10 protein-coding genes are annotated in these 13,550 nt (G+C 62.3%); 4 read left to right on the forward strand and 6 right to left on the reverse strand.

The features are described 5' to 3' along the window. Positions 1 to 21 precede the first annotated feature (21 nt). From ACLIRY_RS16125 to ACLIRY_RS16140, 4 genes are all read right to left on the reverse strand, one after another. Positions 22 to 1,992 (reverse strand): cache domain-containing protein, encoded by a 1,971-nt coding sequence (locus ACLIRY_RS16125; protein WP_413206440.1) that lies wholly within the window; start codon positions 1,990 to 1,992, stop codon positions 22 to 24. Positions 1,993 to 2,464: 472 nt separating this feature from the next. Beyond that, on the reverse strand, positions 2,465 to 4,546 hold the full coding sequence (locus tag ACLIRY_RS16130; protein ID WP_413206441.1) for a hypothetical protein: 2,082 nt from the start codon (positions 4,544 to 4,546) through the stop codon (positions 2,465 to 2,467). Then, on the reverse strand, positions 4,543 to 5,826 hold the full coding sequence (locus tag ACLIRY_RS16135; RefSeq protein ID WP_413206442.1) for a tetratricopeptide repeat protein: 1,284 nt from the start codon (positions 5,824 to 5,826) through the stop codon (positions 4,543 to 4,545). Before ACLIRY_RS16135 ends, ACLIRY_RS16130 begins: the two co-directional genes overlap by 4 nt. A 91-nt stretch (positions 5,827 to 5,917) precedes the next feature. Continuing rightward, the gene (locus tag ACLIRY_RS16140; protein ID WP_413206443.1) at positions 5,918 to 6,232 is read right to left on the reverse strand and encodes a hypothetical protein; all 315 of its coding nucleotides are present in this window, start codon (positions 6,230 to 6,232) and stop codon (positions 5,918 to 5,920) included. 195 nt (positions 6,233 to 6,427) lie between these two features. Here ACLIRY_RS16140 and ACLIRY_RS16145 point away from each other — a divergent pair, with 195 nt between their 5' ends. Further along, complete coding sequence (locus tag ACLIRY_RS16145; RefSeq protein WP_413206444.1) at positions 6,428 to 7,615, forward strand: glycosyltransferase; 1,188 nt, start codon at positions 6,428 to 6,430, stop codon at positions 7,613 to 7,615. Positions 7,616 to 7,626: 11 nt separating this feature from the next. Here ACLIRY_RS16145 and ACLIRY_RS16150 read toward each other — a convergent pair whose 3' ends face one another. Continuing rightward, on the reverse strand, positions 7,627 to 8,289 hold the full coding sequence (locus ACLIRY_RS16150) for an O-methyltransferase (protein WP_413206445.1): 663 nt from the start codon (positions 8,287 to 8,289) through the stop codon (positions 7,627 to 7,629). Positions 8,290 to 8,442: 153 nt separating this feature from the next. Here ACLIRY_RS16150 and ACLIRY_RS16155 point away from each other — a divergent pair, with 153 nt between their 5' ends. Further along, the gene (locus ACLIRY_RS16155; protein ID WP_413206446.1) at positions 8,443 to 9,045 is read left to right on the forward strand and encodes a TetR family transcriptional regulator; all 603 of its coding nucleotides are present in this window, start codon (positions 8,443 to 8,445) and stop codon (positions 9,043 to 9,045) included. 288 nt (positions 9,046 to 9,333) lie between these two features. Here ACLIRY_RS16155 and ACLIRY_RS16160 read toward each other — a convergent pair whose 3' ends face one another. Beyond that, positions 9,334 to 10,761 carry an MFS transporter gene (locus ACLIRY_RS16160; protein ID WP_413206447.1) on the reverse strand — a complete coding sequence of 476 codons (1,428 nt, stop codon included), beginning with the start codon at positions 10,759 to 10,761 and terminating at the stop codon, positions 9,334 to 9,336. A gap of 156 nt (positions 10,762 to 10,917) precedes the next feature. Here ACLIRY_RS16160 and ACLIRY_RS16165 point away from each other — a divergent pair, with 156 nt between their 5' ends. Then, positions 10,918 to 11,820, forward strand: coding sequence for a LysR family transcriptional regulator (locus ACLIRY_RS16165; RefSeq protein WP_413206448.1), 903 nt, complete (start codon positions 10,918 to 10,920; stop codon positions 11,818 to 11,820). Positions 11,821 to 11,910: 90 nt separating this feature from the next. Continuing rightward, complete coding sequence (locus ACLIRY_RS16170) at positions 11,911 to 13,329, forward strand: phosphatidylserine decarboxylase (RefSeq protein WP_413206449.1); 1,419 nt, start codon at positions 11,911 to 11,913, stop codon at positions 13,327 to 13,329. Positions 13,330 to 13,550: the final 221 nt, after the last annotated feature.

Genomic DNA, 13,550 nt, shown 5'->3' on the forward strand with positions numbered 1-13,550 from the left:
CTGCCCAGGACGGCCCGCGCCTTATCCTTCCCGCACCCTTGTGACGAAGGTCACCGCAGCGCTATTCAGGGCTCCGGAGTCCTCGGCCAGCCGTTCCGCTGCGTTAGAAACCTCCGCTGCCGCCCCCCGCACTTGGCCCACATGGTTACTCAAGGCTTGGATGACACCGGAGGCTTTGGCCGTCCCCTCTGCGGCTTCATTGACATTCCGGGCGATCTCCCGGGTGGCTGCGGATTGCTCCTCGACTGCGGTGGCGATGCCCGCAGCCATTTCGTCCACCTGTGCGATCACCTTGGCAATAGTCCGCATGGCTTCGACCGACGCTCCGGTTTCATTCTGAATATCCTGGATTTGGCGAGCGATCTCCTCGGTCGCCTTGGCCGTTTGGCTGGCCAGGCTTTTGACTTCCCCCGCCACCACGGCGAAGCCTTTGCCCGTCTCCCCCGCCCGGGCGGCCTCGATGGTTGCGTTCAAGGCGAGCAAGTTGGTCTGTTCTGCGATGTCGGTGATCAGGGCCACCACTTCTCCAATATGTTTGGCCGCATTGGCGAGACGCTCGACCTGGACGGTAGATCGTTCCGCCTCCCGACTGGCTTCCGCAGCCACATTCCGAGATTCGCCCACTCGGCGGGTAATCTCGCCGATAGACGCCGAGAGTTCGTCCGCCGCAGACGCGACGGTTGCGACATTGGCGCAGGCCCGTTCGCTGGCGCTGACACCGTCCGCAGCGTCTCTCTCCGCCTCGCCTGCCGTATCGTCCAGGACCCGCGCGGCGTTGTCCATCAAAGTTGCTGCCTCGCCCACGCCGGAGACCACGCCACCGATCTCCTGTTCAAAGGAAGTCGCCAAATCGGCCATCAAGGTGACTCGCTCTGTGGCAATCAAGCGCTCCGCTTCCTCCCGTTCTGTCCGTAGGCCTGCGCCGTCCACCATACTGGTCCGGAAAGCCGCAACCGCCTGGGCCATCTCTCCGATTTCGTCTCTTCGCCCCATGGCCGGCACGGGGCTCTCCCAATCACCGTCCGTCACACCCTTGGCCCGATGGGCCAGGGCAATGATCGGTCCGGCGATGGACCGCTCGGCAAGCAGGGTCAAACCCAGGGCGAGGAGGATGACCAGGAGGCCCATGATCAGATAGTCAATCAGGGAGCGATGCATGGCCTGCAGGTAAGCTGTCTGGTCCTCGGCCACCACCACCGCACCGATGGCCCGGCCTGAATAGTCGGTCAAAGGGCCAGCCATGAGGGCGAACTCCCGCCCGTCCACGGTTTGGTCGGGCAGACGGCTTCGATCGGCCATGGCGGCACGCAAAACCTCCGGTCCCGGGATCATTGTCGGGTCGAGGGAGGACCCGAGAGAGGAGAAGCTGCCGTTATCGTCCGCCAACAGAACCGCGACGCCAGCACCGGAGACCTTCGAGAATGTGTCAACGAGTCCTTTCCCCAGGTTGAGGCCAAACTCAACGGAGCCAACCTGGGTTCCTTGATGGTGGACGGGCACCACAGCGCGAACACCGACCCCGGCCACCCCCTTTTCCACTCCGGAAACTGCCTTGCCGGTGGCATTCACAGCCACCACGGTTTCCCGGAACCCGGACAGGTCGTCGCCAAATTTCTCGGGCTTATGGACCCTCAGAAAGGAGGAGGCCGGGGCCTTGTGGAATTGAAACTGGGTGACCCCCCGGCGCTCAGATAGCGCTTTAAAGGACGGAACATAGGCCCGGGCAAGGGCCTCCCGGTCGCCTTCGGCCATGGCCTTCTGGACATCGGCGTTCAAGGCAACCGTCCAGGCCATGTCTGTGGCCCTTGTGGCCTGCACATTGATCCGCGTCGAAAGGCGTTCGTAGCTGGCCTGCAGGCTCCGTTCGGCAAACGCGTGAATTTGATTGGATTGTTTGATCAGGGCCGCAGCCCCCATACAAACCGTCGCCAGGACGGCCAAACCCATCAATGCCAACCCAAGTCTGGTGCCCAACCGCAGGCCCATTCCCATGGCACCTCCCCCCCTGTTCCACAATCCTCGCCAGACTTATCGTTTCCAAGGGTATGCCCAAGCCCATTAGGGATCATTGAAAACGGTCAATGACCAAAAGGTTTCATGACAGGGAGTGCTTTCCCGTCACGGGGCTTTGCCCCGTCCCCCACTGGGACCGAAAGGCCCCAGACCCCAGGCCATTAACAGAAAAATGGGCTTGGGCTATCGCCCAAAAAACACGAGACACTGTCGAGTACTGTGGAATGTTGGAAGAACTGGCCCGCATTTTTGGGACCCGCAGAAAAGGGAGATCCGGGAGGAAAATAATAAACCCTATTCACCTTCTCCTCCCCTCGCTTGCTACCTCTTATACCAAGCGGCGCGGGTTGAAACCCACGCCGCTTTTCTTGCGTTCAAACGCCAGGCGGGCTTTTACGCGCCATAAGGCGCGGCGGCCACTTGGCCGCTTCCAAGGTGCGGTGAGGCAAACTCACCGCACCTGGGTATTAGCCTTGGGTTTCGCGGAGACCAGAAAGCTGGCTAAGGCCTCGACGGAGGCGGTATCTTCGAACAGAACGGCGGCTGCGGCATGGATCCGTGTGGACAAAACCGCGCGTTTGGTCGCGTCCCGTCCGAGGCTTGTGGCGATCCGTACATAGCCATCTTCGGTCCGGGCGACCGCATCGGAGACCCCGATCATCCGGCTGAGCCCAGCGGCCCGGCGGGATCGGAGGGTATTTCCTTGAAGGGTCACCAGCGGCTTTCCCATCCCCAGGGCCTCAAAGGCGGTCAGACCTCCGCCCCAATAAAGGGTATCCAGAACCACATCTGCAGCACCCAAAGCGGCGAGGTAAATATCACGGCGGGTTCGTTTGAGCCAAAGAACCCGGTCTTCGGGCAATCCCGCCCCCTTCAGCCGCTCCATCATCCGTTCGGTCAGGGCAGGCTCGGCGTCCCTGAACAGGCAAAGGAGTCCCCTGGGATCCTCCCTCAAGATCCGGGCAAAAAGAGCATCCATATCGGGGTGGATCTTGGACAGGCGTTGGCCGCAAAGATACAGGGTCTCCCGACTGGGCAAATTCAGTTTGGCCCGGTCGGCATCGGCGGATACCGGTCTGGGCACATGGGCCAGAAAGCCGGGTAGCCGCACCAGCTCTTCCCGGTAGTGGGCCTGCGCCCCAGGTCCTTCCAGCAACTCACCCACCAGGGCATAATCAATGGAAGGCAGGCCCGTCGTCAGCGGATGCCCCAAGAGGACGCATTGGACGGGCGCATAGCGACCATGGGCCAGGATCATGGTGAAGTCATCCGTCCCCAACTCGGGATAAAGCAGGACCTCCAACCGGGCTTCGGCCAAGAGAAGATGGGCGCGCAAGACATCCCGGGGCAGGACAAGTACAGTCTCGGCTCGGGTGGACATCCGGTCCCACAGGGGACCATGGGGATGCCCAGGAACGATCAGGGTGACCTCCAGGTCAGACCGCCCCAACAGGGCTTCTACCAATCCCGCTTGCAGCCCTCCGGGTCCCGCGCCGGAAAATCGATGGAACAGAATCCCCACGCGACGGCGGCCATCCTTGGCGGGGCGGGGATCCCAAGCCTGTTCCGAAACGGTGCACAACACCGGACAAATGGCACGCAGGGTATCGGCGACCTCCGTTGCCAAATGATGGGAGTCCCCCTCATAGAGGGCAAATTCGGGATGGGCCACGCCCCCCACCAGCGCATTGGGATCGGGGATGAAGGCCGCTTTCTCCCGCAGGTCGGCAAGCCGGTGGCGCAACTGGTTCCGAGCGGTCTCGATCTCCTCCACACCAGTGGGAACGGATGGCGCCAGAGAATCCGCAAGCAGCGCAAGCGCTGGAAAATCGGTGACATTTGCCCCAAAGGCTCGGGCCGCAGCTCTCCAGTTCCCCGACCGGGCCAGGGCCGTACAGAGCCCCAGGCGGGCGGGCCAATAGGTCCCATCCAGGGCCATGGCATGGCGAAAAAGCTCCGCCGCCTCACCGGCGCGGCCCAAACCCAGGATAGCATGGCCCCGATTGACCAAGGTCACCGGGGTTGCCTCTCCCTCCAGGGTCAGACTTTGAGCGATGATTTCCAGGGCATCTCCATAGGCCCCCATGGCGTTCAGGACCGAAGCCAGTGCGCGCATCGCCTCGGCACTGTTGCGAAACGGCGTGTAGACGGCCGCAGCCTCGGCCATGGCCCCCCGACGCGTCAACAGTCCCCCCAGAGCGAGAGCCGCGCCCTGGTAGCCGGGCTGTATATCCATGGCCCGGTGCAGGGCTTCCAGGGCGCCGACTTCATCCCCCTCTTTCAGGCGGGCGGTTCCAAGATTACGCCAGATCTCCGCCGTATTGGGCGCGCGCAGGGCCGCCTCCTCCAACCGCGTCCGCCCCTCCAAGGAGCGACCAGCCATCAACGCGGCGACCCCGGACAGGTGCAAGGCTCCCGCATGCTCAGGGTCTCGAGACAGAATCCCCTCCGACAGGGATATGGCGTCGCCCACCTTGCCTTGGCGCAGGCTGTCAAAAGCCTTGTCCAGAATCTCGGCAATGTCGTCGCTCATGGTCCTAAATTCCCCTTTTTCAAGCGACGTTCAATGCGGCGCGCCATGTGTCGCTCCTCCTGCACCAACACCGGCGGCCAAAGGCCATCGGGACCCTGGCGAACCAACGTCATCGTGGGATACCAGGGCGTCCCCTTATCCGCCAGTCCCCATCGCCAGTCCGCCATGCGGGGGAGGAGGACCCGAACCGGACGACCCAGCGCTCCGGCCAGATGGGCAAAAACCGTATCGACGGAGAGAATGAGATCCAGAACTGCCATCAAACCGGCTGTTCCAACAAAGGCTTCGGTCCGCCAATCAGGATCGGGATCGGGGGTCAGAATACCCAGGCTGTCGCATAGGGCCGCCTCTTCAGACGTTACGTCCGGATGCAGGGCCACCAAGGTGACACCAGGCACCCGCGCCAGGGGGGCGAAGAGGGACAGGGGGATGGAGCGTTCCCGGTCCAAACCATGGGTGGGGCTGCCCCGCCAGGCGATGCCGACCCGAAGCCCCTCACAATCCGGGGCCAAGGTCTCCAACCGCGCTGCCCAACTGACCGCCCGCTCTGTTTCGGCCAGCAGATAGGGGACGGGAGCGCCATCCTGCGGCCCCAAACCAAGAACACCGGGCAGGTCCATCAGAGGCAGGGTTGCAGCATGGGGAGGCGGCGCAATGCCCAGGGGAATCAGGCCGTCGAGGCCTGGCGCACCGCAGAGCAGCCTCCCCATTGCCGGTCGACAGGCCAGCAGAACCGCCCCCGCCCGCTGCCGTGCCGGGGGCAGGAACCGCAGGAAATGGATGGCATCGCCCATACCCTGTTCAGTGGAGACCAGCAAAGGGCCTTCCCGCAGAGGCTGACCCATCCAGGTTGGGCTGTCCGGAAAGGGCCGTTCGAGCCCCCAGGCACGCCAGCGGGCGCGGTAGTCGGAAAACCCCTCGGCCCAACGCCCCAGGGTCAACCGCGCAAGGCCCCTGTTATACTGAGCGTCAGCGTGGTCAGGGTGCCTGTCAAGCAGATCGGAGAGAAGCGCATCGGCGCGGGCCGGATCACCCTTGCGCAGGGCGACGGCGCCCAAATTGGCCAACACCGTAGACCGATCCGGCGCCAAAGCGAGGGCACGCATCAAGGCGGTTTCCGCTTCGTCCAGATCCCCTGCCTTGGCCAATTCCCGCCCATAAAGCGACCAGGCCACGCCGTTTTCCGGCGTGGCCTCAACGGCTTTGCGCAAGGTCTGGAGGCCCATGGGGTTGGGTTGAACGGCCCCGGGGTCGTCCGAGGATCGATCCCTGTGGTTCATGCCACGTCCCCTTGGTGGATCGACGGGGAAATCCCCCGGGAGGAAGCCGTGCCAGATTCTTGAACCGCGCCCACCCAAGGAGCAGGAGACATCAGTCTTCCGCAGGGGGATCCGCAGGCTTTTCACCGGTCACCAGATGGCGAGCGGCATCAACGATATCGCTGTAGCTCGCACCCTCGGTATCGGTATTTTCCTCAAGCCAAGCCATGACATCGGCCATCTCAACGGGGTATTTCTTGGCCATTGTCGCCACCACCGCCTTGGTGCCCAGAACATGGCAGGCGAGGCCGTCCATCATGTTCAGGACATTGTTTACCTGTTCGGTGGACAGGTTACCCATGCGTTCGACGTCCCCTGACAATTTCGTCAGCAGAACCTGAATTTGATTGAGCATAAGCTCGGACATGAAGAACTCCTTTCTGGTCTCCGTCGCGTTCCGCGAGAATAATGCAATCCGCGTCCCAGGTCGCGTCTTTCCGATCGGAAAACCACCGTCGCGCCCGTTTCGAGCCCACACCATGGCCCATGGGAGTTATTAAATGCTGAATGACCACCGCCCAAAGCAAAAATCAATCCCATGGATAAAAGAGAACCCCATCCCATGAAAATCGGTATCGGCTGGCAGGTCGGCGTCCCCAGTGGGTGGGGAACCTATGGGCTCAATCTTTGTGTCAATCTGGAGCGTTTGGGCCATCGGGCCGTCCCCCTGTCCCTGGCCCACGACCTGAGTCTTGACCCCCTGACGGAGCGGTTCCTGGCCCCGGCCCTCAAGGAACACATGCTCGTCGAGAAGTTGCGAAACCTATACGACAGCCTGGACCTGCCCCACCCTGTGCTCCATGGCCTGGGCGATGGCTTGGAGGTTAGTGATTTTTCCGAAAGCAACCAGGGGGCTCCAGACATCGGGGTGGTCTTCTTCGAATCCGCCGTCGTGCCCAAACCGAATCTGGAGCGTGCCAAAGACCTGCCCCTGATCATTACCGGATCGAGCTGGAATCAGATGGTGCTGGAGGCTCACGGTCTGACCAACGCCCGTTTCTGCCCCCAGGGGATCGACCCCAGCCTGTTTCACCCCGCTCCCCCGGCGGGAAGAGCGCCGATGGGCCGCTATCTGATCTTCACGGGCGGCAAACTGGAATACAGGAAAGGCCAGGACATCGCGTTGGCCGCGTTCAAGATCTTCCACGCCCGCCACCCCGACGCCCTTCTCGTCACCGCTTGGCACAACCTGTGGCCCGAAAGCCTGTTGGGCCTATCTGCGTCTCCCCTGGTGAAGACCCTTCCCCCAGTGGACGAACAGGGGCGGATCAAGGTCGCGGACTGGGCCGCGGCGGAGCACGGTCTGCCTTCCGACGCCATTCTGGACCTGGGTCCCCAAACCAACGCCAGTGCCCCCCGGCTTCTCGGAGACATGGATCTGGCAATTTTCCCCAACCGCTGTGAGGGGGGAACGAATCTGGTCGCCATGGAGGCCATGGCCATGGGCCTGCCGGTGATCCTATCGGCCAATACGGGGCATTTCGACCTGATCCAAGGGAGCGAGACCCTGGGCGAACCGGTTTGTTGGGCGGTGAAGCACCAAGGCGCCATCGCCGAAACCACGGGGGATATCAGCCGCACGGGTTGGGGGGAAACACCCGTGGAGGCCCTGGTCGAGGCCATGGAGGAGGCCTATCAAAACCGCGCCGAAGCGAAACGCCGGGGGGCGGCTGCGGCGCGGATGATGGCCAACTGGTCCTGGGAAACCCAGGTGAAACGCCTGGTGGTGGAGGTGGAGGCCGTCGTTTAGGGTTATCCCGTTCACCCCAGGCGCAGGGACAACTCCACGTCCCCGGTCAGGGGAACGGACAGGTATCCGCCATCGGGATCCCGGACCCGGGCGAGATAGGCAGGACTATCCCCCGCATTGTCGGCGACAATCAAGGCATGAGGGGCAAGTTGTCCTTCCACCTGGGATAGGATTCGGGGATAGAGCGCCTTGGCCCCATCAAGCACCAAAAGGTCCACCCGATTGGGGAGATCCCTTGCCAAGGTTTCGAGGGCGTCCCCTTGCCGGATCTCCACCAGATCGGCGAGCCCGGCAGCCTCCATCGTTTCCCGAGCCTTGGCGGTTTTCGAGGGCTCGAATTCCGATCCGATCACCCGCCCTCCGCCATTGTCCCGCAAAGCCGCCGCAATATGAAGGGTAGACACCCCGAAGGACGTGCCGAATTCGATTACGGACCGCGCCCCAGTGGCCCGCACGAGCATGTAAAGAAGCCGTCCCGTTTCCGGGGACACCGCCAGATACAGATCCTTCGCCTGGGCATAGAGGGACCGGTAATCCTCCCCCCCAGCCAGGGCGGCGCTCTCTGCGGTGGAGCGGGACCGCAAACGGTCTCGAAGGGTGGCATCACTCTCCCGCGCCTTGGCAAGAAGATGGGTGAGAAGCGGCGCGACAGGGGATGATGTCAGGGTTGTCATGTAAAGGAACTCCTTGGAATTGAACATGTTCCAAGGATATGCGAATGTTTCATCGCATTCACAATTCGCGTTTGGACGGCCACCATGCCACGACACCCCACACCCAGGATTTCCGCGCGCAAGACCCCACGCCAAGCCCGATCGAAACGGCTTGTGGCCGACGTTCTGGAAGCCGCCATTCGCGTTTTGAAGACCGAGGGGATCCGCCGGTTCACCATGGCCCGGATCGCGGAGAAGGCGGGGGTCAGCGTGGGGTCGCTCTACCAATACTTCCCGAACAAGGAGGCCATCCTCTTCGACCTGCAAGCCCGGGAATGGGAAGAGACGGCGGCCCTGCTGTCCGGCGTTCTCGCCGACCGGTCCATTCCTCCCGACGTGAGGGTGCGGCGGGTCATAGGCCTGTTCTTCCAGTCCGAACGGGAGGAAGCGGCCCTACGGACCGCACTGGCAGAGGCCGCTCCCCTGTACCGTGACACACCGGAAGCGAAAGGGCTCCGCGCGCGAATTGAGGGCATCCTGGTCAGCTTCATGGCGGAGATTCTGCCCGCCCATTCGGAGGGTCAACGCGCCTTCGCCACGGACATGGTCAAGACAACCATTGGCGCCCTGGGGAAGCAGTTCTCCGAAGGAGATCGGTCACCGGAGGAGATCGATGCCCTCGCCAAAGCGACTGCCGATATGGTGATCGGCTGGATCAAGGGGTACCGGGCCAAGACAGAAACAATAAGACCTGGATGCCCGTTTTCACGGGCATGACGAAATAAAAATGATCAGCCCTAAATAAAAGATATGTACATCCCTTAGTGCATGCGCGGGAATGACGGAATCCTTTGATTTCACGGCATGATTTTTGGATTGGGCCCTATTTGGATTGGCCTTGAAAGGATGATGGCTCTCTGATGCTCTTATACCAAGCGGCGCGGGTTGAAACCCACGCCGCTTTTCTTGCGTTCAAACGCCAGGCGGGCTTTTACGCGCCATAAGGCGCGGCGGCCACTTGGCCGCTTCCAAGGTGCGGTGAGCCAAACTCACCGCACCTTGGTATTATTCTAGAACAACGGGCTTGTTTTTCGGAAGGCGGAGGGTCAGCGAAAGGATCAAGCCGCCCCCCATCAGGACCGCCGCAGTCAGAAAGCTGATCCGCAGACCCGCAGTGACCGCCTCTGGTGTGGCCAGGGTGACGTCGACCGTGCCAGAGGCCGCCGCGAAGAGAGCCCCCATGACCGAAGCGCCGGAAATCAGTCCGAGATTGCGCGCGAGACCGAGGAGGCCAGAGCGCACCCCCCGTTGGTCCGCTTCAACATCGGTCAGCGCCGCCGCCGTATTGGCCGCTTGGAACAGCTGATAACTGGGCGTGAGCAGACCGATCGCCGCGATATAACCGGGAAGGCCAAGGAGGGGGGGCGCGAAGGCGAGGGCCACCGACCCAAGGGCCATGCCCACCAAACCCACGTTGGCCATGGTGGTTGCGCCGAGACGATCGACGAGCCGACCCGCCGGCAGGCCGGTACAGGCCGAAAGGAGGGGGCCGAAGGACAGGACCAGGCCCGTTTGCTCTTCGGAGAGGCCCAGGGCGCGGGCCAGATAGAAAGGCCCGACGATCATGGTGGTCATGATCACCGTGGCCACCAATCCGGCTCCGGTCAGGCTGGCGACGAAGGGGCCGTCTCTCAGAAACTCCGGAGGCAGAAGGGGGGCAGTCGAGCGTTTCTCCACGACCAGGAACAAGCCGCCGCCCAGAAGGGACAGGGTGATCAGGGCCAGGGTTCTTGGGGAGAGAAGGCCATCGCCCAGGGTCATGGCCAGGGCATAGGCGGCCAGGGTCACGGCCAGCAGGGTGGTGCCAAGGAGATCCAGGGCCTTCTTTTCGGAGAGGGGCCGTTTCTCATCCTTGGGCAAGGCAGTGGCGCCGAGAAGAAGTGCCAGGAGGCCGAGGGGAACCAGGAAAAGGAAGATCGCAGGCCAGCCAAAGGCGCCGATGAGCAGGCCGCCCAAGGAGGGGCCCATGGCCGTCCCCACCGCAGACAGGGTGCCAAGCAACCCCATGGCCGCGCCGACGCGCTCCCGAGGCACGGTTCCGCGAATCAGGGCGGGGGTCAGGGCCAGAAGGCCCGCGCCTCCGATACCCTGAAGCCCCCGGGCGGCGATCAGGATCGGTAGGGTCGGAGCCAAGGCACAGAAGGCGGAGGCCAAGGTGAAGAGAACCAAGCTGATCAGCAGGATTTTTCGGTGACCGAAAAGATCGCCCAACCGCCCCGCGCCAACGATGAGAACCGTCATGGACAACAGATAGGACAGGACGACCCATTGGGTGTTGCCGAACGGCGCGTTGAGCGATTGGGCGAGCGTAGGGAGGGCGACGTTGGCGATACTGGCCGCAAGGGAGGGAAGCGCCATGGTCAGGGCGAGGGGGGCGAGGGCAAGGCGACCCATGACCCAGGGGGTTGGGCTGTCGTGGTTGGGTAAGGGCAAGGCCGGTTCTCCATCTGTATGAACAGGAGCGTCAAGGACTGTCGGTGTGCCCTGGATATTTGGACCATGTTAACGCATGGCGGAATGCGCATTGATCGAAAACAATACTTGCACCGGACGCCATACCATAACCCGTCCCTTGTGGTAGAATGGGGGATGGCTCGCCCCGATCTGAATTTGCTGGTCACCCTGGACGTCCTGCTTGCGGAAGGCAGCGTGGCAGGGGCGGCCCGGCGATTGAACCTTAGCCCCTCGGCTATGAGCCGGGCGCTTGCCCGCTTGCGGGAGGTGACCGGCGATCCCCTCTTGGTGCGCGCGGGACGGGGCTTGGTGCCCACGCCAAGGGCTTTGGTGTTGCGCGGGCGCCTTGGAGCCCTGGTCGACGAGGCCGAGGCCCTGTTGCGTCCGGTGGAGGCCCTGGATCCGGCGCGGCTGAACCGCCAGTTCACCCTGCGCAATCGGGAAGGTTTCGTGGAAACCTTCGGTGCCCCTCTTTTGGCGCGCGTCGCCCAGGAGGCGCCGGGCGTTCGGCTGCGTTTCGTGACCAAGCCGGATCGGGATAGCGCGCCCTTGCGCAGTGGTTTGGTGGATCTGGAAACGGGGGTGGTGGGGTCCAACCTTGGTCCGGAACTGCGGACCCAAGCCCTGTTCGAGGACCGTTATGTGGGCGTCGTCGCGTCAGGGCATGTCCTGGCGGATGGACCCGTGACCCCCGCCCGCCTGAAGGCCGCCCGTCATGTCGCCGTATACCGGCGCGAGGGGAAGGGGGGGCCACTCGACGACGCCTTGGAAGCCCAGGGTGCCAAGCGAGAGGTGGCGGTGATCGTTTCCAGCTTCACCGAGGCCTTGGCGCTTGTCCGAGGCACGGACCTCGTCGCCTGCGTGCCCGAGCGCTGCACCATGAAGCCCCGCGAAGGGCTGGTGACCTTTCCTCTTCCAGTGACTCTGCCGGGTCTTGTTATTTCCCTGCTCTGGCACCCCAGGCTCGACGCGGATCCGGCGCATCGGTGGTTGCGGACTATTGTCACATGCGTTGTCAAAGGGGTTTTTGTGTCTTGAGGAGGAAATTATATAAATTGTCATCCTTTAGTGGTGCTACCCTTCCGTTGGCCGGTGATGTGGCCGATAGGAATGAAAAGGGTGGATATTATGAAACTACGCGAAGTACTGGCGGCTGGGGTGGTGGCTCTGGTCGCGGGGTCCGGGGTGGCCTGGGCGGACCCATCGCCCTGTCAGGGCTCTCTGGACTACCTGGACGCTCAATATGCAGAACATAAGGTCCTGCGGGACGCCTTCCAGGCGGCCTATGATGGGCTTCAACCCCTGCCACCGGGCTACAGCTATGGCGGATCGACGGAAAACCCGTGGAAGACTTCGGCGACCAATGGCGCGGAGCTGAAGGACGCGGTCAAGGCCTTCTACGGCGAGGTTTGCGTCCTGCTGCCCCAGATCGTCGGCACCAACGACAACGCGCTCGATTCCATTCAGTATTTCGCTTGGCTCTACAACCATAACGAGGCGGGCGTCCAGCTGGTGAAGGGCGAGGGACCGGAGGAGGGCCTGGATGGCGTGAAGAAGTTCCTCATCACCTTCAATGAGGAATACAAGGCCTACATGGACAGCGCCTCGTCCACCGGAGAGGTGGCCGAATGGATCGCGGATCCCCGGCTGGAGATCGATGATTTCGTTCTGACCGATCCCAGTTCCTACAAAAGTTGGAACCAGTTTTTTGCCCGGAACCTGAAAATGGATCCGAAGACGGGCACCTATCCTTCACGTCCGGTGACCATGCCGGGGCTGGATTACGTGATCGTCTCGCCCACCGACTGCATTATGAACCCCCTGGTCCAGCCGGTGAAACTCTCGACCGGCATGGTGGTCCGCACCTTGATCGAAAACCCCCTGCAGCGGGATACGGTGCTCGACGTCAAGGGCATTCCCATGTCTGTCGAGTCCCTGTTGGCCAATGCGCCGGAGGAGCTGAAGGATCATTTCGTTGGTGCCTCGGGTCTGGCCTGCGTGTTGATGCCCAACACTTACCACCACTTCCACAGCCCGGTGGACGGGACCATTCTCTATAACGAGATCGTCGAGGCCGGGGATCCCTACGCCCATGGCACCTTCGGGTATAGCGACTGGCCCAACTGGGTGCCAGCCGATGGCAATGTGGGCCGCGCGGGCACGGATTTCAGCCAGTTCGAGGGCTTTACCCGGGGCGTGATCATCGTCGAGGTAACTTACGCCAACCTGCCCAAGGGGCAGCGGCCTCCCGGGTCCCCCGATACCCTGAAGGGCTATGTGGCCTCCATTCCCGTGGGCCTGGATACGGTGGGCTCGGTGGTGTTCAACAAACGGAATGTCGTGAACGGGGCCAAGGTGAAGAAGGGCGTGACGGAGTTCGGTAACTTCTACTTCGGCGGATCCCTGAACATCATGCTGTTCTCGCCCATCGAGGGACAGAACGGCGCCACCATGGTCAGCCCTGCGGTGCAGACCCGCATGGGGAACCAGATTGGTATTCTCAATACACCCTATGCGCCGCCCAAGACTCCTTGGACGCCGGATTGATCGATACAAGAGGCCGATGCTGATTCATGGATAAGCTCTGGGGCGCCAGATGGCGCCCCTTTCGCAGCGCTCGTCCGGACAAAATCAACGTCAAGACGGGCGAAGAACCATCGTGTTTGTCAGGTCTCAAGACAAGAAAAACAACAATTATTTAGTGGTTATTAAAGGGCGGCTCGGCAGAAAGGTGGCATTTGCGCGATATTTTAAAAAAAATTGTTAAA

The sequence above is a fragment of the Rhodospirillum sp. A1_3_36 genome (assembly GCF_047263945.1).
GTDB lineage: Bacteria > Pseudomonadota > Alphaproteobacteria > Rhodospirillales > Rhodospirillaceae > Rhodospirillum.